Origin of the sequence: Chitinophaga agrisoli (genome assembly GCF_008386695.1) — a bacterium.
In the GTDB taxonomy this organism is placed as follows: Bacteria; Bacteroidota; Bacteroidia; order Chitinophagales; family Chitinophagaceae; genus Chitinophaga; species Chitinophaga agrisoli.
Window position 1 is genome coordinate 1,027,260 of sequence record NZ_VUOC01000002.1, and the last position, 26,169, is coordinate 1,053,428.

Annotated in this window: 18 protein-coding genes; 7 read left to right on the forward strand and 11 right to left on the reverse strand. The window is 51.9% G+C overall.

Annotation, left to right across the window (positions count from 1 at the left end):
* Positions 1-7: 7 nt before the first annotated feature.
* Positions 8-1,981: a DUF3858 domain-containing protein gene (locus F0L74_RS11505; RefSeq protein WP_188315968.1), complete on the reverse strand. Its 1,974-nt coding sequence runs from the start codon at positions 1,979-1,981 to the stop codon at positions 8-10.
* A gap of 235 nt (positions 1,982-2,216) precedes the next feature.
* Between F0L74_RS11505 and queG the strand changes: the two genes are divergently transcribed.
* From queG to F0L74_RS11535, 6 genes are all read left to right on the forward strand, one after another.
* Positions 2,217-3,140: a tRNA epoxyqueuosine(34) reductase QueG gene (gene queG / locus F0L74_RS11510; RefSeq protein WP_149838010.1), complete on the forward strand. Its 924-nt coding sequence runs from the start codon at positions 2,217-2,219 to the stop codon at positions 3,138-3,140.
* 351 nt (positions 3,141-3,491) lie between these two features.
* Entirely contained in the window at positions 3,492-4,034 is a 543-nt protein-coding gene (locus F0L74_RS11515; RefSeq protein ID WP_149838011.1) for an RBBP9/YdeN family alpha/beta hydrolase, read from the forward strand.
* Positions 4,035-4,091: 57 nt separating this feature from the next.
* The gene (locus tag F0L74_RS11520; RefSeq protein WP_149838012.1) at positions 4,092-4,367 is read left to right on the forward strand and encodes an ArsR/SmtB family transcription factor; all 276 of its coding nucleotides are present in this window, start codon (positions 4,092-4,094) and stop codon (positions 4,365-4,367) included.
* 390 nt (positions 4,368-4,757) lie between these two features.
* On the forward strand, positions 4,758-5,834 hold the full coding sequence (locus F0L74_RS11525; protein WP_149838013.1) for an efflux RND transporter periplasmic adaptor subunit: 1,077 nt from the start codon (positions 4,758-4,760) through the stop codon (positions 5,832-5,834).
* Positions 5,835-5,975: 141 nt separating this feature from the next.
* A complete protein-coding gene (locus F0L74_RS11530) occupies positions 5,976-9,131 on the forward strand; it encodes an efflux RND transporter permease subunit (RefSeq protein WP_149838014.1) in 3,156 nt (1,051 codons plus the stop codon).
* A complete protein-coding gene (locus F0L74_RS11535; protein WP_149838015.1) occupies positions 9,128-10,471 on the forward strand; it encodes a TolC family protein in 1,344 nt (447 codons plus the stop codon). Before F0L74_RS11530 ends, F0L74_RS11535 begins: the two co-directional genes overlap by 4 nt.
* Before the next feature lie 287 nt (positions 10,472-10,758).
* Here the strand turns inward: F0L74_RS11535 and araA are convergent, their stop codons facing one another.
* The 9 genes from araA to F0L74_RS11580 form a co-directional block, all read right to left on the reverse strand.
* Complete coding sequence (araA, locus tag F0L74_RS11540) at positions 10,759-12,261, reverse strand: L-arabinose isomerase (protein WP_149838016.1); 1,503 nt, start codon at positions 12,259-12,261, stop codon at positions 10,759-10,761.
* Positions 12,262-12,302: 41 nt separating this feature from the next.
* Positions 12,303-13,016 carry an L-ribulose-5-phosphate 4-epimerase gene (locus F0L74_RS11545; protein WP_149838017.1) on the reverse strand — a complete coding sequence of 238 codons (714 nt, stop codon included), beginning with the start codon at positions 13,014-13,016 and terminating at the stop codon, positions 12,303-12,305.
* Positions 13,013-14,659 carry a ribulokinase gene (locus F0L74_RS11550; protein WP_149838018.1) on the reverse strand — a complete coding sequence of 549 codons (1,647 nt, stop codon included), beginning with the start codon at positions 14,657-14,659 and terminating at the stop codon, positions 13,013-13,015. Before F0L74_RS11550 ends, F0L74_RS11545 begins: the two co-directional genes overlap by 4 nt.
* Before the next feature lie 256 nt (positions 14,660-14,915).
* A complete protein-coding gene (locus tag F0L74_RS11555) occupies positions 14,916-15,620 on the reverse strand; it encodes an NUDIX hydrolase (protein ID WP_149838019.1) in 705 nt (234 codons plus the stop codon).
* Between the two features lie 175 nt (positions 15,621-15,795).
* Positions 15,796-16,452, reverse strand: coding sequence for an HAD family hydrolase (locus F0L74_RS11560; protein WP_149838020.1), 657 nt, complete (start codon positions 16,450-16,452; stop codon positions 15,796-15,798).
* Positions 16,453-16,492: 40 nt separating this feature from the next.
* Entirely contained in the window at positions 16,493-17,641 is a 1,149-nt protein-coding gene (locus F0L74_RS11565) for an efflux RND transporter periplasmic adaptor subunit (protein ID WP_149838021.1), read from the reverse strand.
* Positions 17,641-21,981 (reverse strand): CusA/CzcA family heavy metal efflux RND transporter, encoded by a 4,341-nt coding sequence (locus tag F0L74_RS11570; RefSeq protein WP_149838022.1) that lies wholly within the window; start codon positions 21,979-21,981, stop codon positions 17,641-17,643. The genes F0L74_RS11565 and F0L74_RS11570 overlap by 1 nt, the downstream gene beginning before the upstream one ends.
* Before the next feature lie 235 nt (positions 21,982-22,216).
* Entirely contained in the window at positions 22,217-22,603 is a 387-nt protein-coding gene (locus F0L74_RS11575; protein ID WP_149838023.1) for a hypothetical protein, read from the reverse strand.
* Between the two features lie 118 nt (positions 22,604-22,721).
* Entirely contained in the window at positions 22,722-23,492 is a 771-nt protein-coding gene (locus tag F0L74_RS11580) for an SGNH/GDSL hydrolase family protein (RefSeq protein ID WP_149838024.1), read from the reverse strand.
* A 93-nt stretch (positions 23,493-23,585) separates the two neighbouring features.
* On the opposite strand from F0L74_RS11580, the gene F0L74_RS11585 reads away from it, so the two are divergent.
* Positions 23,586-24,833, forward strand: coding sequence for a dicarboxylate/amino acid:cation symporter (locus F0L74_RS11585; protein ID WP_149838025.1), 1,248 nt, complete (start codon positions 23,586-23,588; stop codon positions 24,831-24,833).
* Here the strand turns inward: F0L74_RS11585 and F0L74_RS11590 are convergent.
* Positions 24,817-26,169, reverse strand: coding sequence for an amidohydrolase family protein (locus F0L74_RS11590; RefSeq protein WP_149838026.1), 1,353 nt, complete (start codon positions 26,167-26,169; stop codon positions 24,817-24,819). The genes F0L74_RS11585 and F0L74_RS11590 overlap by 17 nt on opposite strands.

Sequence of the window (26,169 nt, forward strand, 5' to 3'; positions counted from 1 at the left end):
ATCGATGTTATGCTTTTTTCTTCAGAACGATCTGTTCCCCTTGTTTCTTTACGATCATATCAAAAAAGCCGCGCAGCGCTTCATATTCATCCGGCCGGAAATTAGCCCGTTTCAGCTTGATGCGGCAGCGGAACTGTATATTCCTTTCTGCCTGTGCGATCATATACTGGAACATGCCTTCATCTTCGTTAAAGGTGACCATAGTGGATTTAGGCAGCTCTTCCACATCATAACCAGCGGGGATCTCCAGATTCAGCGTATAGATTTCGTCCATGGTGCAAGGCATTTCCACCGGGTATTTACGGTCCGGCGATTTAAAAGGGTTTTCTTTGGTCGCTTGTCCGAACATGGGATTGATGTACAACATATCCTCCTCACCCGGCTGCCAGTCGAAGTCGCATTTCACCATCACGGACTTGTCCAGGCTATCCAGGTCTTCAATGGAGGTATTATGTACATTGGTAAAGGCCTTTTCAAATGTTTTGAAGTATTCATCCTTTCCTTTATCACGCACCTGATCACGGAGGCTATAAGAGCCAAAATAGGTGGGCCGTTGCTGATAGGTACCTTTCATGCCGGTGCTGTCCTGCATGATGAGCAGCGCGGTGAATTGCTGTTCCAGCAGGGAGTCCGCATCAAAGCTAACGGGCGTGGCGGCAGCATCCATCACCCTTGCGTGGCCGTTATAGCAGGAGCTATGCAGCTTGCCAAAGCCCAGGGGGTAGCTGGCATCCAGGTAACAGGGCTTACCATCCAGCTCTACCTGCGCTATAGTGTAATTAAAGCGGTCTAAAAGGGGGTAGAGCGGGTTTACATATCCCTCATTGCGGGCGCCGAGCATAACGGGATAGGCAGTAAGGTGGGCCTTACGTAACATAGCCACCAGCAGCAGGTTAATGTCCACTACGTTTCCATTCTTACCAGTATACACGCTTTTAAGCGATGGTTTGTCCATATAGCGGGCATAATGGCCGGTACAGGTAACGTTGTTTTTTATAAAGCTATAAATCCGGCGGGCCTTTTCTTCGTCTGTTGTGGCGCCTTTTGTGAGTGTTTCCACATCATCATTCAGGAAGCCATTGTATTTATCCAGGGCAGCGCCATAGCGCTCTTCCTTCATCATCTCCTCAGACAGCTTGGGCCAGGTGGTCATTACTTGTTTGACCACACCGGGGGACGGTCTTTCGACAGACCGCTGAAAGTCTATCCTACCTACATAGTTGTCCAACGTGGTGATAAAAGGTTCTGCCTTCAAGGCCGGCACATCCTTTGCCACCCAGCGGTACGTGCTTACATTAGCACTCACATTAGAATATTCTGTTTGACCCGTGCTCATGCCAAAAGCCTGAATGTCCCCGCGGAAGGGAAAACTTTTCATGCCATCTTTCCGCGGATCACGTTTTACTTCCTGATACCCCTGTGCAATGAAAATGTAATCAAAGAACTCAGGGATACTTACGGTATATTCGCTCCAAAGGCGGGGATATTCCCCCTGAAAATCCCAGGCCCTCAGCCGGAAATTATTCAGGGAAGTGGTAGTATAAGTATATTCAATAATAGACCCTTCTTTTACCGCGGGCAGGGTAAACTTTTTGGATATCCAATTATCTTCTTCCTCTTTGCTGAATATATCTTTGCTATCCAATTTGGTTTCCACCACTTTACCGTTTTCGAGATTATAAGTACTGGCCTTGAGTGTGGGCATCTTATCCCCGTCCTGGCTATTATATTTATACAGGTATAAGGTTACACTAGCCTCATCATAACCGGCCTTGTCCACGATCTTTACCCGCTTGTGGCGTTTATATACCAGGCGCAGATATTGCCGGTCAGCCTCAAATTCAGAGGAGCCAATATCCGCCAGCACCACAGCATGGGCGCTGGTATCCTGTTCGTAGGCAGTTTTCTTGAAATCGTCCGGCGTGATCTTTCCGTATTTAATGTTGTTCTTTTCCTGTGCAACGGTTGATAGTGTTAACAAACAACCGGTTAGGATAGGTAGTACTACTCTTGTAATTCGCATATGCAGGGATAAATCTGGAACGAAATTAGGATTTTTTTGATTATAGCGTTTAGCACGAAAAGGGGAGTTTCCGCCGCGGGCGGGGGCGGCGGATGTGCTAATGTGCTAATCGGGGATGTGCAGATGTGAGGGTACCGATGGTTGGCAGGCAGGGCTTAATCCCAATCCCATTCCTTAACTTTGCGGCTGCATTATGACGCCAACGGAGAAAAATACCGTCTTTATCAAACAGCAGGCTGCGGCACTGGGATTTGACCATTGCGGCATAGCCCGCGCCACGCAGCTGGACGAGGATGCCCGCCGCCTGGAACAATGGCTGCATAAGGGCATGCACGGCTCCATGCATTATATGGAGAACCATTTTGATAAAAGGATCGATCCCCGGAAACTGGTAGATAATGCCCAATCCGTTATCACCCTGCTGCTTAATTATTACCCGGAGCAACAGCAGCCGGCAGATGCGCCCCGTATTGCCAAATATGCCTATGGCCAGGATTATCACGAGGTGATCCGGGCTAAGCTGAATACCCTGCTGCAACGTATACAGGAAACCATTGGGGAGGTAAATGGCCGCGGATTTGTAGACTCTGCGCCGGTGCTGGAACGCAGCTGGGCACAGCGCAGCGGTCTGGGGTGGATAGGTAAGAATGGGAACCTGATCCACAAACAGGCTGGCTCCTTTTTCTTTATTGCTACGCTGATCACAGACCTGGCGCTGGAGTACGATTCCGCCGCGGGCGATTACTGCGGCAGCTGTACGCGCTGCCTGGACGCCTGTCCTACCGGGGCCCTGGTGGAGCCGGGCGTGGTGGATGGCAGCCGTTGTATCTCTTACTATACCATCGAGCTAAAGGAGCTGCTGATACCGGATGAAATGCAGGGCCGTTTTGATAACTGGATGTTTGGTTGTGATACCTGCCAGGATGTATGCCCCTGGAACCGTTTTTCCAAACCTAACAGCAATGTGGAGTTCACGCCTGTACCGGCTGTGCTGAACTTCCGTACCCGCGACTGGGAAGCCCTTACGGAAGAGAGTTTCCGCGAGCTGTTCCGCCATTCGCCGCTGAAACGGTCCAAGTTCAAGGGCATCCAACGGAATTTGAAGTTTATTGGCTAATTGTGCTACATTTGTTTTATACTTTTTTCGAAGAGTATGTCGAAAATTACGTCAAAAATTACGTCATTAATAGCTGGCCTTTAGTGACAGCATTGGTTCAAGCCTGCACCTTCGCCAATGACCGGCAGTTAAACGAACTACAGTTAACAGGGGACAATATCACAGCCAGGAGCTGTTTCAATTCTTTCTTCAAAACTATCATGCGCGACTAACGATATCTGCTAAGATCTTATGGACCTGAGTGCCATAACGTGGAATTTTAGCATTAAAAAGGCCGAACTCCTTCGGCCTTTCTTTTTACGGATGTTTTTGTATACATTGTATACCATTCTTCGAACCTACCTCTTTCTTATGGACATAAGCGTTTTGACAGCCCCCGGGTTGGGAAGCTCAGGCCCTATGCACTGGCAGACCATCTGGGAGGAACAGCCCGGCTTTAGACGGATAGAACAGGAAAATTGGGACGCGCCCGTATGCGCAGACTGGGTAGCCAGTATAGAGGCAGAGGTGGCGCTGGCCGGCCCGCAGGTAGTGATCGTAGCCCATAGCCTGGCCTGTATTGCATTGGTGCATTGGGCAGCGCAGACCCAATTAAAGATCAGGGGCGCGCTGCTGGTAGCCCCGGCAGATGCAGAAAGCCAGGGTTTCCCGAAAGAAGCTACGGGTTTTACCCCCATCCCCTTACTGCAATTGCCTTTTAAAAGTATTGTGGTGACCAGCACCAATGATGAATATGTAAGCCTGGAGCGGGCGCATTTCTTTGCCGATGCCTGGGGCAGCCGTTTTGTCAATACGGGAGCCAAGGGACATATCAATGCCAGTTCCGGCCTGGGCGACTGGCCGGAGGGACAGAAATTGTTAAAAGAACTGGTATCGGACTGGAATACCTTATAGTTTTCTTTTTATATCTTAATTTTGCAATTCGATTGCAGTACGATTAAATGATATGTTATGGACACAAAGAAAGTGGAGAAAATATCCAAAGCGCTGGCAGATCCTAACCGGTTGTTGATATTGAAGGAGTTGCGGAAGAACCAGGACTGTCTGTATTGTTCAGACGTATATGAGTTTATTGACCTCACACAGCCATCTATATCCCATCATCTTAAACAACTCTCTGACGCAGAACTGCTTATACCGGTAAAAGAAGGGCGGTATGTGAAATACCATTTGAATACGGGTATTATTGACCAGTATGTAGCGTTTTTGCAAGGTCTTAAAAGCTGACAGTTTTTTTACAGTTAACTTATTGAAACATTTCAATAGATCGATAGCTTTGTGACCTGTTGTAAACCATTTGGGTTTTTGGAGTTTCTTATCTATAGAAGTATTTGAATAGGTCATTAGGAGGTAGCGGGATGGTGTGGTGATAGGAAAAGGTCGTGAGAGGCAGGATGGTGAGAAAATAAGAAAAGGTGAGGAATAAGAAAAGGTCGAGAGCGAACAGTAGAGGCTCGGCCGGTTAGGATGGAGCGTGAAAACACTTCGATGGATTGTGAGGGAGAACACAAGGTATTTCAACAGGTTAAATGAGTCTGATACAATTTATAATAAGTGGCTTTGCAGCCTTCAATATATAGAAACATTTCAATGAATCAATTAAATAAGTACCCTTTTATGAAGCGTCAAGTAACACTATTCAAATCCGGTTTATATGCATTGCTACTGGCCACCGGCGGCAGCTTGCTGCTGCAGGCATGCGCCAGCAAGGCCAATGACAAAGAGGCGACAGCTACGGCTGCTGCAGCCACGGCAGGGATACCGGCAGACGGGCATATAGTAAAAACCAGCTCTTTCAGCGATGAGCTGGAGATCACCGGGTCCCTGGTCGCTAACCAGGAAGTAAGCATTGTAAGCGAGCTGCCCCGCAAAGTAGTGCAGGTACATGTGAAGGAAGGTAACGTAGTAAACACGGGCGCCCTGCTGTTTCAGCTGGACGATGCCGATCTGCAGGCGCAGCTGGAAAGACTGCGGCAGCAGGAAAAACTGGCGGCCCTGAACGAGGCCCGTCTGAAAGACCTGATAGAACATGATGCCGCCGTGCAGCAGGATTATGATCAGGCCATCACCAACCTGAAAGTACTGGAAGCGGAGATCCGCGCATTACAGGTAACCATTGCCAAAACACGTATCCGGGCGCCGTTTGATGGCCGTATCGGTATTATCCGCGCCTACCCGGGCGCACTGGTATCGCCCAACACGGAGCTGACCAATATTGTGGACGACAGCCGTATTAAGGTAGAGTTCCAGGTGCCGGAGAAATATGCGCATCTTATCCGCATGAACGAACAGCAGGCCTTTACCGTGGCTTCTGATACCACATTATATCATGCTACGGTAATTGCCAAGGAATCGCAGATTGATGCGCAGACCCGTACACTGCTGATCCGCGCTATTACGCCTAATGCGCAACGCGCCCTGGTACCGGGACAGAGCGCCCGTTTAACGCTGGCCCTCCGCACGGCGGATAATGCGCTTAAGATCCCCAGTCAGGCGCTGATGCCTTCTGCAAAAGGATATGCGGTATACCTGGCTAAGAACAAGGCGGTACAATTCACAGAAGTACAGATAGGACAGCGTGGGGCGTATGATGTGCAGATACTGAAAGGACTGTCTGCCGGTGATACGGTTATTACCAGCAACCTGCTGCGTCTTACGCCTGGCGCTAATGTGGAGCTTGTGACAGTTAAGTAAAAAATACAATACCCGGTGAAAGCATACCCGTCTTCTATATACACCACCATCACCTAATGCGTACTGAGTAGCATTTCACTGCCAACGAATGATCATCAACTAAGAACTTTTTTTTCCTCTTTTATTTATTAAACAATTTTTATGAGTGCCATTTCTCAAATGAGCATCTCCAGGCCCGTATTGGCCGGGGTGATGTCTGTGCTGCTGATACTTTTTGGTATCGTAGGCTATTCGTTCCTGGGCACACGCGAGTATCCTGTAACGGATTCGCCCATCGTAACCGTAACTACCGTATACCCGGGCGCCAGCGCCGATATAATTGCTTCCCAGGTGACAAAGCCCCTGGAGGAAGCCATCGCGGAAGCCAATGGTATCCGCGCTATGTCATCTGTTTCCCGTGAGCAGGTAAGCGTGATCACGGTAGAATTTAACCTGAATGCAGACCTGGAGGCTGCCGCCAATGATGTACGGGATAAGGTATCCAAATCCCGGCAGCAGCTGCCTACGGATATTGAGCCTACCATCGTGGAAAAATCCGGTCCGCCGGAATTCCTGGTATTCCTTACCGTAAAAAGTAATACTAAGAGCCTGGAAGATATCACAGACTTTGTGAACATCAATATCAAGGAGCGTTTGCAGTCCATTCCGGGGGTACGTATCGTAGATACGTATGCCGGCCGTAAACGCGCCATGCGCCTGCGTATGGACCCTGTTAAGCTGGCATCCTACGGACTAACGCCATCGGATATACAGGGCGCGCTGCAACGGGAGAACGTAGACCTTCCCAGCGGCCGTATTGAAGGACAGAATACGGAAGTGACGCTGCGTACCCAGGGAAGGCTGGTAACGGAAGAAGATTTCAATAACATGATCGTGAGCCAGAAGGATGGCGCGATAGTGCGGTTCCGGGATGTTGGTACCGCCGTAATGTCGTCCCAGAACGAGCGTACGGCCATGATAGAAGTGGAAGGCGCCACCGCCCTTTTTGGAGTAGGCACGGGCGTGCAACCACAACGGGGCGCCAACTCCCTGGCTATTGTAGACGAGTTCAAAAAACGTTTTGACGAGATCGTAAAATCTGCGCCAAAGGAGTATATCATCTCCCTGGGTAAGGACTTTACCGTGCCGGTGCGCAACTCACTGTCAGAAGTGGAAGAGACGCTGATCCTGGCCTTTGGCCTGGTGACGTTGATCATCTTTATCTTCCTGCGTGACTGGCGCAGTACGCTGATACCGATCATTGCTATCCCGGTATCTATTATCTCCGCGTTCTTTATTATGTATATCGGCAATTTCTCCATTAATGTACTGACGCTGCTGGGCCTTGTATTAGCCATTGGGTTGGTGGTGGATGACGCCATTGTGGTGCTGGAGAACATCTATAGTAAGGTGGAGCAGGGCATGAACCCGCTGGAGGCCGCGCGGCAGGGATCCAACGAAATATACTTTGCGGTGATCTCCACCACCATTACGCTGGCTGCGGTGTTCCTGCCTATCCTGTTCCTGGGTGGTATTACCGGCCGTTTATTCCGTGAGTTTGCTATTGTGGTGGCGGGGTCTGTACTGGTATCGGCTTTTGTGGCATTGACCCTCTCCCCTATGATGAGCGCCTACCTGTTAAAGGCCGGCGCTACCCATGGCTGGTTATACCGTAAAACAGAGCCCTGGTTTGAAGCGCTGAATAACGCCTATGCCCGTACGCTGAAAGGCTTCTTTAAAGTACGGTGGATGGGATTTGTGTTGCTGGGCTTATCCTTTTTGATAGCGTACCTGCTGGCGCCCCGGCTGCCTTCTGAACTGGCGCCGCTGGAAGACCGTTCCATGATAGGCCTGGCGGTGATTGCGCCGGAAGGCACCTCCTACGAAAGTATGGAGGCCACCATGAAGGAGATCAGCAACTATGTAGCGGATTCTATCCCGGACCTCAACAACAGCCGTACCTATGCCGGTATTGCCGCCAGCGTGGGCACCCTGGTACAGCCGGTGAATGGCGGTTTCCAGTGGATCTTCCTGGAAGACCCCAAGAACCGTAAAAGCAAAATGTCGCAGGCAGATGTATACCAGAAGCTGATGGGCGCTGTACAACGGTTCCGCAACGTGATCTGTATCCCCATCCAGATACCTACCATTGGCGGTTTTGCCACCACGCAGCCCGTGCAGTATGTAATACAGGCGCCGGACCTGCAGCAGCTGATCAATGTAATGCCTAAGCTGATGGGCGAGGTATATAAAAGCAGCAAGCTTAGTTTCCAGGACCCTGATTTTAAGGTGAACCGGCCGGAGATCAGCATCTCTATTGACCGGCAGCGGGCCGCCCAGCTGGGCATCTCTACCCAGGAAGTGGGCCGTACCCTGCAGCTGGCGCTGAGCGGCCGCCGTTATGGCTATTTTATCTACAATGACCGTCAGTATGAAGTAATAGGACAGCTGGACCGCACGGAAAGGTCAGCGCCGGAGAACCTGCGCTCCCTGTTTGTAAGGGCGGGTAATAACGAGATGGTATCCCTGGATAACCTGGTAACCCTGAAAGAAGGGATTAGCCCCCCGGCTATCTACCGTTATAACCAGGCTTATGCGGTCACTATCTCCGCTACGCCCCCTGCCGGTGTAAGCCTGGGCGAGGCGATCAAAGAGCTGGACAATATTACGGCCAAGGTATTGCCCAAGGGCTTTAGCACGGACCTGGCCGGCCAGAGCCGCGACTATGCGGAAAGCAGCTCCAGCCTGCTATTTGCCTTCATCTTCGCTATCATCCTTATTTACCTGGTGCTGGCCGCACAGTTTGAGAGCCTGATAGATCCGTTCATTATCCTGCTTACAGTGCCTATGGCCGTAACGGGGGCGTTGTTGAGCCTTTGGCTTACTGGTCAGACCATTAACATCTTCAGCGAGATAGGCATCATTATGTTGATAGGGCTGATCACCAAAAACGGGATCCTGATCGTGGAGTTTGCCAATCACCGCAAACAGGAGGGCGTAAACGTAGCAGATGCGGTGGTAGCCGCTGCGGTATCCCGCTTCCGTCCCATCCTGATGACCACATTGGCCATGATCTTTGGCGCGTTGCCCATTGCGCTGTCATTGGGCAACTCGTCCGGCAGCCGTACTTCGCTGGGTATTGTGGTAGTGGGTGGTCTGATCTTCGCCGGTGTGCTTACGCTGTATGTGATCCCGGCAGTTTACGCTTATTTCTCCCGTCCTGCCAGGCCCAAAGCAGCAGGGGGGCTTAACGGGTCGCATGCAGCGGCGCCTGCCGCCGTACACCCTGTGTCTGTTCATACAAACGATGTATTATGATTAGTAAAAGATCCATTTTATATAGCGCTTTATTATCGGCCGCCGTATTCCTGTACGGGCCTGCCGGTCATGCGCAAAGACTTTCCCTTTCTTTAGAGGAGGCGGTATCGCTGGCGGTAAAACATAACCGTTCGCTGAAGGCTTCGGGTATAGATATTTCCATAGCGCAGGAACAGCGGCGGGTAGCGCGCAGCCTCTCTTTGCCCACCGCGGGCCTGGGCGCGCAATACGCGCACTATTTTGAGCTGCCGGTATTCTTTGGCTTTGGCGAAAGTGAGGCTGGTAGCGATAAAGTACCTTATGGCCGTTTTGGCGGCAAGGACCAGTTCACCGCTGCGTTGTCTGTTTCACAGCCGGTATATAATCCCGCTGCTAAACCAGCGCAACGCCAGGCGCAGCTGGCAGAAAAAGCTACCCGTAGCGGGCATGCCGTAAAGGAGATCGACATTACCGCGGCGGTGAAACGCACTTACCTGGGCATACTGGTGCTGAATGAAAGGCTGAAGCTACAGCATGAAAGCCTGGAGCGTAACGAGAAAGCCCTGCAGGACGCCCGCTCGCTGCTGGCGCAAGGCCGCGCCTTACGGGTAGATACCCTGCGCGCCTTTACCAGCGTAAAGAACCTGGAGCCGGATATCCTTCGGCTTAACAAAGCGATAGATGTAGGCAAGCTGCAGCTGATCACCCTGATAGGCCTGGATTCCCTGCAGGAAGTATCCCTTACGGACTCCCTGCTGCACCCGGCGGCAACGGTATTACCGCAGGAAGCCGCAGTATACGAAGAAGCCAGGACTAACCGTCCGGACCTGCTGCAGCTGAACCTTAACCAACAGATCAGCGAACAGGGTATAGCACTGGCCAAAGCGCGGCGTTTGCCGGTAGTGTCCCTGGTGGGGCAGTACCAGCTGCAAACGCAGGCACAGCGTTTTAAGTTCACGGACGCTTCCTGGCCCTCTGCCTCTTTTGCCGGCGCGCAGGTAACGGTACCGCTTTTTAGCGGCAGCAGTAACCTCGCAAAGATCAGACAGGCTAAACTAGCGCATGAACAATCCGGTATTGTGCTGACAGACGCTTATGAGACGTTGAAGACGGAAGTACGGCAGGTAGTGGCCAACCTGCAAGAAACTTTTGAAAGGATGCAAACACAGGAACAGGTAAGGACCACTGCGCGGGAAAGTTATACGATCGTGCAATACCGTTACCAGAAAGGTGTGACATCGAGATTGGAGTTAACAGATGCGGAACTGGCGCTTACCACCGCGCAGTTGAATTACCTGGAAGCCGTTTACGATTACCTCTCTGCCCGGATTGAGCTGGATAGGACTGTGGGGAGGCAGTAGCAATGTGCTGATGTGCTAATGTGCTGATGTGTGGCAGTGATGAGGTGCTTATTTGTTTAGTGTTGTTATGTTCAGGGGCCGGATTCTTCTGGCCCTTGCGTTTTGGGGATGAATAGACGCCCTTATTCGCTGCATTGCATCAGCACATCAGCACATCAGCACATCTGCACATCTGCACATAAAAAAAGGCCGGAGGAATCCAGCCTTTTGTTATTCCACGTCATCAATGGCTGATATTATAATCAGCAACTAAGTTTATAATAATTCAGTATGACAGTTTTAGGTAATTACCTGTTATTCAGCTGGTAGAATACTTCATTCCAGCGTAACTCATTCCGGAACTGGTAGAGTTTTGTTTCTTTATCAATGCGAACATACTCAATACCGGCCATGTCTGCAAAATCTTGCATATGGGCCGCGGTGAGATCCTGGCTGTAACAGGTATGATGCGCGCCACCAGCCTGGATCCAGGCCGCGCAGGCAGTGCTCATATCCGGCTGGGGCTTCCACAGCACGCGTGCCACCGGCAGTTTGGGCAGGTCGTGCAGCGGCTCTACCGCATCCACTTCATTCACCAGCAGGCGGAAGCGGTTACCCATATCAATTACGGATGCGTTAATGGCCGGACCGGCTGCTACGTTAAACACCAGGCGTACCGGGTCTGCCTTACCGCCTATGCCCAGGGGATGCACCTCGCAGGAGGCTTTGCCATTCGCAATGGAGGCACAGATCTCCAGCATGTGTGCGCCCAGCACCAGCTTGTTCTCAGGATCAAAATGATAAGTATAATCTTCCATGAAAGAGGCGCCGCCAGGTAAGCCACTGCCCATCACTTTCATAACGCGTACCAGCGCTGCGGTCTTCCAGTCCCCTTCGCCGCCAAAGCCGTAGCCGTCTGCCATTAAACGCTGCACGGCAATACCCGGTAACTGATCCAGGCCGTGCAGGTCCTCAAAGGTATCAGTAAATCCCTTAAAGTTACCTTCTTCCAGGAAAGCACGCAAACCTAATTCTATACGGGCGGCTGTCTGTAATGTACTATAGCGGTCGCCGCCTTTTCTCAAAGGCGCTGCTACGTTGTAGAGCTGTTCGTATTCGTCTGTGAGGCGGGCTATTTCCGCATCGCTTACGGCTTTTACTTTGGCTACCACATCGCCGATACCGTAGCCGTTTACGGAATAACCGAACTGCAGCTCGGCTTCTACCTTATCGCCTTCTGTTACCGCTACCTGGCGCATGTTGTCGCCAATACGGGCAAAACGGGCGCCCTGCCAGTCGTGCCAGCCGGCGGCGGCGCGCAGCCATGTTTCCATCTCGCTGAGAACCCCTTTATCCTGCCAGTGGCCTACTACCACTTTACGATTCATGCGCATGCGGGATTGCATGAAACCAAACTCGCGGTCGCCATGGGCGGACTGGTTCAGGTTCATGAAGTCCATGTCTATTTTATCCCAGGGGATATCCCGGTTAAACTGGGTATGCAGGTGCAGTAAAGGGCGCTGTAATACCTTAAGGCCACCGATCCACATTTTGGCCGGCGAAAAGGTATGCATCCAGGCGATGATGCCTATGCAATTGGGGGTGGTATTGGCTTCCTGGCACACGCGATAGATCTCTTCCGGGGTTTTGACCACGGGTTTGAACACGATGCGCACGGGAATATTGGACGCCTCATTCAGGGAGGCGGCAATGGTCTTTGCATGTGCAGCAACCTGCTGCAGGGTCTCTTCTCCGTAGAGGTGCTGGCTTCCGGTAATGAACCACGCTTCTAACGTTTTCAGTTGGATCATTGTATTATTGTTGTTAGTAGTTTAATGTAAGCTGTTGGCTTTTAGATCTTGCTATTACTTTGCCCGTAATATGCGTCTGGTCCATGTTTGCGCTCAAAGTGCTTGCGGATCAGCGTTTCTTTGAGGCGGGGGGCATCCGGGCGGATCTGTTCCGTGAGCAGGGCCATACGGGCTACTTCTTCCAGCACGGCGGCGTTGAACACAGCTTTTTCGGCGGTCTTGCCCCAGGTAAAGGGGGCATGGTTGCCTACCAGCATCATTTCCACTTCTTTGTAGGAAAGATTCCTTTCCTTAAAGCAGTCCATGATCTGGAAGCCGGTCTGGTGCTCATAATTGCCCTCGATCATCTCGTCGCTCATGGGCGGCGCGCATGGGATGTCTACGGTAAGGTAGTCTGCGTGGGTGGTGCCAAAGATGGGGATATCGCGCTGTGCCTGCGCCCAGGCGGTGGCGTAGGTGGAGTGCGTGTGCACGATACCGCCTATGCTTTCCCAGTGCTTATACAGCACGGCATGCGTTTTTGTGTCTGATGAAGGGCGCTGCGCGCCTTCCACTACATTCGCGTCGAAGTCTACGATCACGATCTGCTCCGGCGTAAGATATTCATATGGCACGCCGCTGGGCTTAATGGCGAAAACGCCCGCCTTACGGTCTACCACGCTTACATTACCAAAGGTGAACAGCACCAATCCCAGCCTTGGCAGCTCCATATTGGCTTCGTAAGCCTGCTCTTTGATGGATTGATATTGGCTCATACGTATAGTTTTTCGGTGAAGGCGCCCAGTTCCAGGAACTTTGTGTAGCGCTGGGCGTAATAAGGTACATGTTCCGGCCGGGGCTCCCAGGTGGTCTCAAAGCCGGATGACATAGCCGCCTGTGCGGCCGCAATATCCGGATGTATACCGGCGCTTACAGCGGCGAACATGGCCGCGCCCAGTGCGCAGGCATTTTCGCTGCGTACGATCCTGATAGGGCGGTTCAGCACATCTGCCAGCACCTGCATAGCGTAACCTGATTTTTTTGCCACGCCGCCCAGGGCTAATACTTCGTGGATGGGCACCCCCTCGTTCACAAACCGGTCTACAATACTGCGGGCGCCAAAGGCGGTAGCCTCTACCAGCGCGCGGAACATCTGTACAGCGTCTGTACCCAGGTGTACGCCGGTGATGCTGCTCTTAAGGGTATGATTTGCATCGGGTGTACGGCGGCCATTGAACCAATCCAGTACCAGCGGGTCCTGGGGCTTGAGGGGCAGCTGTTGCGCCTGTTCTGAGAGGTAGTTGAGCAATTTACTTTCTGCCTTAGCCAGTGCCTCTGCATTTTCCGGCATGAGGGCATATAAAGGCTGCATGATAAAACGCCTTAACCAGGCGTATACATCGCCGTAGGCGGACTGGCCTGCTTCCAGGCCCAGCATGCCCGGTACCACGGAGCCATCTACCTGGCCGCAGATACCTTTTACGAACAGGTGGCCCACTTCTTCTAGGGGGGCCATCAGGATATCGCAAGTGCTGGTGCCTATTACCCTGGCCAGGGAATAGGGCTGTATGCCAGCGCCAACCGCGCCCATATGGGCGTCAAAGGCGCCGGTGCCGATGGTGGTATCTGCCGGGATGCCCAGGCGGGAAGCCCATTCCTGGCTGATGGTACCGGCAGGTACGGTGGCCACTACGGTATCGGTGAACGTTTGATCGTATTTTTTCAGATACGGATGCAGTTTTTCCAGGAAGTCTGCCGGTGGCAACCCGCCCCAGGCGGCATGCCACATGGCTTTATGTCCGGCGGAGCAACGGCCTCTCAGCAGGGTGGACAGCTGGTTATTACCCGTAAGCACGGCCGGGATCCAGTCGCAATGTTCTACCCAGGAGGCGGCTTTTTCCCTTACGGCATCGTCTTTTTTCACGATGTGCAGGATCTTGGACCAGAACCATTCGCTGCTGTAAATACCGCCACAATATTTCGTGTAATCCGTGCCGTTTGCGTGGGCTACTTCATTGATCCATGCTGCCTCGTCGTTGGAGGTATGGTCTTTCCAAAGCACGAACATCGCGTTGGGATTCTCCTCAAAGCCAGGCAGAAGGGCCAGGGGCGTACCCTGTTCATCCACTGCTACCGGCGTAGAGCCGGTGGTATCTACGGAAATACCTTTTACCAGTGCTGCTGTGCCGGCAGGGCATTGGGCTAATGCCTCCTTAATACTGTGTTCCAGCCCTTCCAGGTAATCGGCCGGATGCTGGCGGTATTGCTGCAGGGCGGCATCGCAATACAGGCCCTGTTTCCAGCGGGAATAATAATGTACGGCGCTGCCAACTTCCTGACCGGTGGCGGCATTCACTACCAGGGCCCTTACGGAGTCTGTGCCGAAATCCACTCCTATTACAAAAACGTCTTTTTTCATAACGCTTGCGCTTAAGCTGCTGATTTTTATTGTCCTGATGACATTTATTAAAGTGAGTAAAAAAATTTAATTGACGACGGTAGTGGTTAAATGACGGACCTTAAGTTACAAAAGACCATTTACTATCTACAATAACTGTAAATTATACACTTAAAATAAAAAGTACAAAATTGGGCTTTGTGACGGCGCTATCTGCCGGCAAAGCCTGTAAATCTATCTTTAAGAAAGTCTGTAGAACCTATCTTTAAATTGTTTGCTATTTCAAGTTACCCGGGTCGGCTACAAAGTTGAGGAAGGCGTTGAATTTTGCGCTGTACTTTCTTTTATCCAGTTTGTAGTAGAATGCGCCTCTTTTGGAACTGGTCCTCTCCTTATCCTTCTGCTTTACGAGCAACCCGGTGGATAATACCTTCCTGCTAAAGTTACGTTTATCAAACATGGTATCATACACTGCTTCATAGAGTATCTGTAACTGCGGGATCGTAAATTTCTGGGGCAGCAATTCAAACAAGATGGGATGAATAGCTGCTTTGTAGCGCAGTCTTGCCTGGGCCATATTCACCATGTCAGCATGGTCAAAGATCAGCCTGGGTATTTTCTTCAGGGAGATCCATTCTGCACGGTATTCCTCGCTAAGCTGCTGTTTATAGGCATTGATGTCTACCAGGGCAAAGAAAGCCACGGAGATGGTGCGTTCCATGGGATCGCGCTCCGGGCCGCCAAAGGCAAACAGTTGCTCCATATACACGCCTTCGAGGCCTGTTAATACCTTCAGGATGCGGGAGGCTGCATCATCAAAGCCTTCATCCGGCTGTACAAAACCTCCCATGAGGCTCCACTTGCCTTTTTCCGGCTCAAACCCACGTTTTATGACCAACAATTTAAGGTCCTGCCCATCAAATCCGAAGATAATACAGTCTATGGCTACCAGCATTCTAGTTTGCCGGGAATAACGTGTCATACACCCAGGTGTTTTAGTTTACGCTAATATATGTCACCCGGCTGATATTATGTAAAGAACGCTAAAATTAGTTGGCGGCGTTTAGCGGCTGCCAACCATCCATCTGCAAGATAGATAATAAATGTCAACAGTACAATTAATTTTTACCAACCAGCCACCAGGCTTGCCTGACAGTTTAGGCAACTGTCAGGCTGGCCAGCGCCGGCGAGGTATAATCGTCCGTAAAGGCGATGATATTCTTATAGGCCGCAAACTCTTCCGCGGTATGGGTGGTGGTGAGCACTACGGACTGCATGCCTGCGTTGGCGGCGGCTTCTACGCCTTTAGGCGCGTCTTCGAACACGATACAGGAGGCAGGGTCCACGCCCAGGAGGCTGGCGGCCATGAGGTAGGTTTCCGGGTGTGGCTTGCTGATCTTTACGCTGTCCGCGCTTACAATGGCCTTAAAGTAGTGGCGTATGTTCAGGTTATCCAGGGCAAAGTCGATGTTAAAGGGGATAGCGGCCGATCCTATGGCCATGGGGATACCCTGCTGGTACGCCTTTTCCAGGAACTCCGGCAGGCCGTCTATCAACCGCAGGTGCGGCAGGTATACCTGCTGGTAGCGGCGTTCTTTTTCCATGGCGATATCCGCCATCTGGTCCAGGGTAAAACGGCCTTCGCCAAATACCCTTACCAACAGTTCCTCGTTCTTGCCGTACATCTCTTTTTTTACGGCTTCGCGGGATAAGGAGCCGCCCAGGTCATTGTTGATCACATTATGCCAGGCGTCCAGGTGAAAACCCATGTCGTTGATCATGGTTCCGTTCAGATCGAATATAAATGCTTTCATGCAGCAAAGATAGTCAGATAGTTGTTAGTTGATAGCGGCCTTACTCCTCCTCCTCTTCGCCGGCGTTCTTTAGTTTCATGAGCAGGGAGTAGGCGCCTTTGGTCACAAAAGACGCGCGCGCCAGCTCTTCCCTATCCTGCGGCAATGCCACGTAACCGTTGGCTATACCGCCTGTTTTGAGCTGTACCATTTCAAATACGTTGTTATCCTTTTGTATAAAGGCGTATTGGTTATTCTGGTAACGTACCACAGCTTCCTCCGGCAGGGCCAGCACGCTGTCTGCCGCCGTTTCTATCAGGGCGTTCATGAAGGTGCCGGGGATCAGGGTCTTATCATAGGCCTCGAAATGGCAGTGCACCTGCACGCTCCTATCCGGCGTTACATCCTGCCCTATCAGGATGATCTCACATTCATATTTTTTGGAGGGATTGCTGTTGGTGTAGGCCCATACTTTCTGACCAATGGCCAGTTTGTTCACGTCTTTTTCAAAGACCATCAGGCCCAGGTGGATATCGTCCGGGTTTACGATCTCGAAGAGTACATCGGTGGCGTTCACGTACTTGCCAATGTTTACATTCACCTTGGTTACAAAACCATTGATGGGGGAATAGATGTTTACGTGGCGTGACAGGCTGGCCTCATTGAGGCTGGCCGGGTTTACGCTGATCAGCTGCAGTTTTTCAGACAGCGCTTTCAGCAGGATCTGCTGGCTGCGGTACTCTGCCTCTGTTTGCTGGAACTGTTTATCACTACTGGCCTTACTCTGGTTCAGGGCCTGCTGGCGGGCATATTCCTTTTCCAGGAAACCCAGGCGGGTTTTGGCGGTAAGATAGTCCTGCTGCAGCTGTATGTACTGCTGGTCTTCCATGATGGCAATGACGCTGCCTTTGTTCACGTGCATACCGGGCAGTAGTTTGGTAGACTCCAGGTAACCGCCCAGCGGGAAGCTGATGCTTACAATGTTTTGCGGCGGTACGTCTATTTGTCCGTTTACTTTCAGCTCAGCTGCCATGATACGTTTTTCCGGACGGGCGGTTATAATGCCGGCGTTCTTTACCTGGGCCTCGCTGAGTTGTACCAGGTTCTCCCCTACTTTCTCTTCTGTTTTCTTTTCGGCCGCTTTCTGTTGTCCGCAGGCGGTGAGCAATACAAACGCCGCTGCTGCGATATATGGTTGCAGATAGTTCATTATCGGTTCATTAATGCATGGATGTTAATAATAGCGTTATTCAGGTTGTTGACGGCATCTATATACTCGTTGCGGATGCCGATGGCCTGGTTGATGAGCAGCACCCATTCCAGGTAATTGATCTCGCCGTTGAGGTATTGCTCATTGGCGCCTTTGATCACCGCGTCTGCATGCTGCAGGCCTTCGCTTTCGTAGTAGCTTACTGCCTGCAGTGCCTTGGCATATTCCTTTAGCGCCTGTTCATACTGGGCCTGCAACTGTTGTATGCCGGCTTGGTAGTTATTATCTGCCAGTGTTTGCTGGATCTTCTGGGCGCTGATGCGTGATTGCTGCGCGCGGGAAAAGATGGGGATGCCTACGCCTACCTGTACCGACTGGAACCGGGTACCCGCACCGTAGATTTTATCATCTGCCCCTGTGCCTTTGATACTGGTGTTGTTATACGCCACAAAAAGGTCTGGCAGCAGCTTCGCTTTTTCTACGCCCACCTGCATAGCGCTGACCTGCTGTTGTTGCGCCAGCAGCTGTACATAGGGATGCTGCGCCAGTTGAGCGCTGTCTGCCATGGCGGGCAACTCCATCTTTAATGTGGTGCTGTCCGGCTCTACCGGCATGTTTGTATTAAGCAGTAGTTTAAGCTTTGATTGTAATATGCTGTAGTCCTGTTCCAGCTGTTTAAGCTGCTGGCCTACCTGGCCGCGTTGTGCTGCGGCAGTGGCTTTTTCCACGATGTTGGTCTCGCCGTGTTCGAAACGCAGGGCAGCTTTTTCGAGGAAGGAGGCGTAGAGGCTATCAATATACCCCATCAGCTGCCGTTTGCTACGCAGGTATAATAGCTGGTAGTATACGTTGGTGACCTGTTGGCGCAGCTCTTTTTCTTTTACTGCCACATTCAGTACGCCGCTTTTCCATTCTGCATCCAGCAAGGCTTTTTGCCGGGTGTAGATGGTAGGGAACTGCATGTTCTGCGAGATGCTGAACTTTGTGTCATTATAGGCGCTGTTGATCTGCCCATAGTCGCCGGTGAGCATGGTCTGGTTCATATTCCAGCCGCTGCCTTTGAGCTTTTGCAGATAATCTGCCTGCAGCTGCTCTGAGCGTAAGGAGCGGTTATTATGCAGAGCGGTATCAATAGCAGCCTGCAGGGAGATGGGTGTTTGCGCCTTTGCGGGCGGCAATGCCAATAACAGCAAAGGCAGCAACACAGCGGCTACCGCTGCTTTGGGCGCACGCGGGCGCATTCCTTTTTCAAATAGCATATATAAAACCGGTAATACAAACAGGGTGAGGAAAGTGGCTACGAGCAGACCGCCAATCACTACCGTGGCCAGGGGGCGCTGCACTTCCGCGCCGGCGCCGTTGCTGAGGGCCATGGGCAGGAAACCCAGGGAGGCAACGGAGGCTGTCATCAATACAGGGCGCAGCCTAAGTTTAGCGCCCTGCAGGATGATCTCCCGGGCATCTGTAAGGCCGGTGCTTTTTAGCCGGTTAAACTCTGCTATCAACACAATACCATTTAGCACCGCTACCCCAAACAGGGCAATGAAACCAACGCCGGCGGAGATGCTGAAAGGCATACCACGCAGGGCCAGGGCCAGTATGCCGCCTATTGCGGATAAGGGGATGGCAGAATAGATGAGCAGCCCTTGTTTAAGGGAATGAAAGGTGAGGTATAACATCACCAGGATCAGCAACAAGGCTACCGGTACGGCGATGGTTAAACGTTGTTTAGCCGCTTCCAGGTTCTCGAATGCACCGCCGTATACCACATGGTAACCGGCGGGTAAGCCCATATGCTGATGTACTTTTTGCTGCAGCTCTTTTACAATGCTCTGCACATCGCGGCCACGTACGTTAAAGCCTACGATGATGCGGCGCTGGGCATCTTCCCGCTGGATCTGGTTGGGGCCGTCCTCTATCTCTACGTTGGCTACCTGGTTTAACGGGATCTGGGCGCCGGTGGCGGTGGGGATGAGCAACTGCTGTACATCTGTAAGGTCTTTACGTTGGGTACCGCTTACGCGTACTACCAGGTCAAAACGTTTCTCACCTTCATATACCAGGCCACTGCTTTGACCGGCAAATGCCGCGTTTACGGTTTTATTGATATCTGCGATATTAAGGCCGTATTGGGCAATGGCGTCGCGGTTATAACGGATCACGATCTGGGGCATACCGGTGGCCCGCTCTACATACAGATCGCGGGCGCCTTTTATGCCGTGGGCGATGCCGCCCAGGCGGTCTGCCAGTTTGGCCAGCGTATCCAGGTCTTCGCCATAGATCTTACAGACCACATCCTGCCGGGCGCCGGTCATGAGCTCATTAAAGCGCATCTGTACAGGATATTGGAAGCCAAAGCTAACGCCGGGCACTTCTTCCAGGGCCTTGCCCATTTTTTCTGCCAGCTCGTTAAAGCTGGAAGCGGAGGTCCATTCTTTTTTATCTTTCAGGATCACCATCAGATCGCTGGCATCGAGCGCCATGGGGTCTGTGGGTACTTCGCTGTTGCCGGTTTTACCTACTACTTTCTCTACTTCCGGGAACCGTTCCAATAATATTTTGCTGCCTTGTGACACGGCTGTTACGGATGTTTGCAGGTTGCTGCCGGTGAGCACGCGGGTCTCTACGGCAAAATCCCCTTCTTCCAGCTGCGGTATGAACTCGCCGCCCAGCATACTGAGGACGCCTATGGCTACGATGAAGAGTCCCAGGGCGGCCAGGATCACGGTACGCGGGAAGGACAGCACTTTCTTTAATGTGCGCTGGTAGCTATTACCCAGGCGGTCCATCATGCGGTCTGCGAAGTTCTCTTTCTGCGGGATCTTTTTGTTCAGGCATAAGGCACTCATCATGGGTACGTAAGTCAGCGAGAGCAGAAAGGCCCCTATCAGGGCAAATGTGACCGTTTGGGCCATTGGTTTGAACATCTTGCCTTCGATACCGGAGAGGGCAAAAATGGGCAGGTAAACGATCAATATGATCAGCTCTCCGAATACAGCAGCGTTGAGCATACGGCCGGAAGTTTCCTGTACCAGGCCATCCATCTCCCCCTGACTAAGCTTTAATTGCCTGGAATGATGCAGCCGGTACATACAGCCTTCTACGATAATGAGGGTACCATCTACAATAAGCCCAAAATCCAGCGCGCCCAGGCTCATGAGATTACCGCTTACGCCAAAGATGTTCATTAGGATCACGGCCACCAGCATGGCGAGCGGGATCACGGAAGCCACGAGCAGGCCGGCCCGCAGGTTGCCCAGGAAGAGCACCAGGACAAATACCACAATGAGCGCGCCTTCGAGCAGGTTGCGCTCTACGGTGCCGATGGCGTTTTTTACCATCTTGGTGCGGTCGAGGAAGGGGTCTATCACCACGCCTTCCGGCAATGTTTGCTGGATCTGGCGCACCCGGTCCTTGATGTTGCGTACTACTTCGTTACTGTTGGCCCCTTTGAGCATCATTACCACAGCGCCGGCCACCTCCCGTTCGCCGTTATAGGTCATAGCGCCATAACGGGTGGCATGGCCCAGGCGGATCTCCGCCACGTCCCTTATGAGCAGGGGCATGCCCTGGGCGGTATGTTTGATCACGATCTTGCCTATGTCTTCCGGATTGCCTACCAGGCCTTCGCTGCGGATAAAGAGGGCCACAGGGCCTTTTTCTATATAGGCGCCGCCGGTATTCTGGTTATTGTTTTCAAGGGCGGTAAAGATATCACTGATGGCGATGCCATAGGCGCTGAGCTTTTCCGGCGCTACGGCTATCTCGTATTGTTTGAGGTAACCGCCAAAGCTGCTTACCTCTGCCACGCCTTTTACGCCCAGCAACTGGCGGCGTACGATCCAGTCCTGGATGGTGCGCAGCTCCATGGGCGGGTATTTATCTTCATAGCCTTTTTTAGGCCGTACGGTGTATTGATAGATCTCTCCCAGCCCGGTAGTTACCGGCGCCAGTTTGGGAATGCCCAGCCCTTCCGGTATCTGGGCCTGCACCTCCTGCAGGCGCTCGCTTACCTGCTGGCGCACCCAATAGATATCCACATCGTCATCAAATACAATGGTCACTACGGAGAGGCCAAAGCGTGAAAAGCTGCGCATCTTTTTCATACCGGGTATGTTGCTGGCGGCCTGCTCTATGGGAAAAGAGATAAGCCTTTCCACATCCGGCGCACCCAGGGAAGGGCTTACGGTAATGACCTGTACCTGGTTCTCTGTAATGTCCGGCACCGCATCAATGGGCAGCCGGGTAACTTCATAAATGCCATATGTGATGAGGCCCAGCATAAACAGGCCAACGATCAGTTTATGACGGATCGAAAAACGGATAATATGGTTAAGCATGAGTTTTCTAATGTGCTGATGTGCTAATATGCTAATGTGCTGATAACAGCACTGCATATTTCACAGTTGCATATGTATAAATGTGCGGGCGCAATGATGTAACGTGCAGATCAGATCTTTGTGCCATAGAGGGATGGCCGTACTGTTTTTGCCATTATAAATAACAAGAACATTACGAATAAGCGCATGTAATACAGGACATGCACCTTCATTGGCACATTAGCATATCAGCACATTAGCACATTGTCTTCGGTGGCTGGAAGATATCAGGATGGTAAATAAGGGGATGGAAACGGTTGGTATAGACAGGGTACATAACGACCACCTGCCGGTGTACAACCAGGGCCAGCTGCGGTTCTGTGGGCGGCGGCGGCACGGGGTTGGCGTTTGTAAGGTATTCGTGTGATTTGAAGGGCAGTTCCATATCGCGTTGCCAGTCAGCATCCCGTACATTGCCGCTGAAATAGTGCTCCACTATAAAGCCCCAGAGGGAGCCATAGCGGTGTTCCTGCTGATGTTCCTGTACGTGCATTACAAATACGGGGATCTTGAGCAGCTGGTTACACTCCGTGGCGTTGCACAGATAAATGGTGAGTAATAATATGCTGATGGCTCGCCTCACATTACAAAAGTAAAAAATAAAAAAGTAAAAAGAAAAACGATTGAAGCGGATAGGTGGCTGATGCTTGCTATCGCTGTGCCTTTCTTTTTACTTTTTATTTTTCTTTTTTGCTGTTTACTTAGTACTTCACCGTTTCCAGCCAGGCATGGGCCATCAAACCGGCGCCTGCGAGGCTCGGGTGTACGCCGTCGCCGGTCCAGTAGGAGGCGGCTGCTGCTTTCTGCGCTTTGTCAAAAATGCTTTGGTAGGGAATGAAAGCGGCCTTAAATTCGGTTGCTATTTCCCGGGCTACGGCACGGTATTCATTAAAGGCAGGGAACCACTTATCATCTACCGCTTTTACGTGGTTTACGGCAAAGGGCTCGCCAATGATCAGCTTTACATCCGGCAGTTTTTCTTTAGTGCGGGTCAGTAATGCTTTGTAATCATCACGGTATTTCTGTACGGTACCGTTATAGTTACCGTTCAGCGTATGCCAGAAGTCATTTACGCCTATTAGGATACTCAATACGTCAGGTTTTATATCCAGGCAATCTGCATCCCAGCGTTCTGCCAGCTGGTATACCTTATTACCGCTCACTCCTTTATTGTAGATCTGCAGGTTCTTATCCGCATGCTTTTCCAGCAGCGCGGCGGCAGCAATGAAAGGATAGCCACGGCCCAGGGCAGACGGATCGTTGGGTTTAGCTTCATCCCGTTTACGGCCGACATCTGTGATGGAATCGCCCTGGAAAAGTATAACGGCATCTTTTTTTAGAGGAATATCGGGCGCATTTCCGGCGGGCGACTTGCCAACGGCAGCAGACACGATCTCCGGTATGCTCATAGCCATCATACCGCCTAAGGCTGCTTTCTTCAGGAAATTCCTGCGATCAGATTGTGGAATCATTATTACGTTTTTTTAGATTAACCAGGAAGGAAACAAGATCCTATTCTGTGTTCAAAATACAATTGTTCTTATTTTTATGCAAATACAAATACCATGAACGGTACTTTCCTTAAAAACTACGGCGATATTATATGGTTACTGGCGGGCATTATTGCCGGCAGTGTACTGGGATTGGTATTAGGCCCCAACATCAGCGTGCTGAAGCCTGTAGGCGATATTTTCCTGAACCTGTTATTTACGGCGGTGATACCGCTGGTATTCTTTGCCATCGCCTCGGCGATCGGGAATGTGGACCGGTCGCAGCGGCCGGGCCGCGTAATTGCCGTGATGATGATGGTATTTGTGGGCACGGTGCTGGTGGCGGCTTTTCTTACAATTGTGACCATCTGGATCTTCCCTATCCATCAGCAGGTGGTAGCCTTGCCTGGCTTTGCGGAGAAGGTGCAGCGGGTAAGCGCGGGGGATCAGCTTACGGAGCTGCTGACCACCAGCGAGTTCTTTCAGCTGTTATCCCGTAAGAGCATGTTGCCCCTGATCATTTTTGCCGTACTGGTAGGCACTGCGGTGTTACAGTCCGGCGATAGCGGCGAGCCATTCCGGCGGTTCCTTAACTCCGGTAACGAGGTGATGAAACGCCTGATTATCCTGATCATGAAGCTGGGCCCTGTGGGCCTGGGCGCTTATTTTGCCTACCAGGTAGGCACGCTGGGACCGCAGCTGTTTGGCATCTATGCCCGGTCCATGGCGGTGTATTATGGGTTTGGGCTGTTTTATTTTATCGTGTTATTCAGCGTATATGCGTTTATTGCCGGCGGCGTGAATGGCATCAAAAAATACTGGAAAAATAATGTGGTGCCCTCCCTCACCGCGGTGGGCACCTGCAGCAGCATTGCTACTATCCCGGCCAACCTGGAAGCGGCGCCCAGGATGGGGGTACCGGGTTATATCAGCAATATTGTAGTGCCTTTGGGCGCTACCCTGCATAAAGATGGCAGCAGCATATCGTCTATCGTAAAGATCGCCGTGGTGTTCACCATGTTCGGGCGGTCCCTAACGGGGGTGGATACGGTACTGCTGGCTTTAGGCATTACCGTTATAGTGAGCATTGTAGAAGGCGGCGTACCTAACGGCGCCTATATTGGCGAGCTGCTGATGGTATCTGTGTATGGATTTCCGCCGGAGGCGCTGCCCCCGGCCATGATCATTGGCACGCTGGTGGACCCGCTGGCTACGCTGCTGAATGCCACCGGCGATACGGTAGCGGCGATGATGGTGACGCGTTTTATGAAGGCGCGGCCCGATCCCCACCCTGTCCCGGAGCCGGTTACAGCGGCGTCTTAGGCAAACGCCGTCCGTTCCTCCATATTTCCACGATCTTACGGGTATTGCGTATATCCTTTACCGGGTCGCCGTCCAGCACAATGAAATCGGCTTTTTTGCCAGGTTGCAGGGTGCCAACGGCACTATCAATACGCAGCATCTCTGCCCCGTTGCGGGTAGCGGCGGTGATGACCTTGAGTGGGCTCATGCCGGCTTCTGTCATCAGCTGCAGCTCCAGGTGCTCTGAGAAACCCTGGGCGCGTACCGGCTGTGCGCCCGAGTCTGTACCCATCACGATCTTGATACCGGCGCTATCCATTTTATGCAGGTTCCGTTTTGCGGTGGCAAAGGCCTGCATTTTTTTCTCCCGGGCAGGATCGTTCTGCTGTTGTGTTTTATAATCGATGCTGATAAGCATTTCCCATACGCCCGGTTCCAGGGAGGCTTTAAAGAGGGAATCGTTCAGCCATTCCGGTTGTCCGGCGTAGACAAAGCCATAGTCGTCTATACATAAAGTAGGGATATAGATGGTACCTTTTGCTTTCATGTCATTGATCAGCGCATCATCCACATCCTTATCGCGGATGCTGTGGGCCAGCACATCCACGCCGGCGGCCACTAAGCGGCGGGCATCCTCCAGGTAGTAGACATGGGCCGCTACGCGCAGGTTGTGCGCGTGGGCTGCGGTAATGATGGCCTGGTATATTTCCGGCGACAGCTTGGGCAGGGTTCCGCCGCCATCATCCACCCACATCTTTACAAAATCCACATGGAGATCTGCCAGTTTTTGCACATCTGCGATGGCTTCTTCCGGCGTAGTGGGGCGCAGGGCTTTATCCGCAAAAGGCCCCGGCACGCCGCCTACGGCAGCAAAACCGTAACCGGCGCTATAAAAGGTGGCGCCCTGGAGCTGTCCCTGGTGGGAAGCCCTCAACATGGGAAAAATGCTTTCCCTGTCTGTGCCCAATGATAATACCTGGCTGATACCAAATGCCTGATATTTGCCTAACTGCCGGATAATATTGCTTTGCGTATAATTCTCCGCCCCTGCCTTATTGCCTTTGAGGAGGCCCAGGTGACCGTGGCCATTCACCAGGCTTGGTATTACAGTGCGCCCCTGACCGTCCAGTACCCGGGAGTTTGCCGGCGGCGGTGTGGCGGCTGGTAATATTTTGGCAATGCGATCGCCCTGTATCACCAGGCTTACTTTTTTCTTAGGCGCAGCGCCTGTACCGTCTATCAGCGTAATGTTCTTCAGCACAAAGGAGCGGGTCGCTGTTGCGGCAACCGGTTGCTGGCCATAAACGCTGCATGCGCAGCAGCATAAAAACAGGGATAAGGAGCGGCGTAGGTTCAT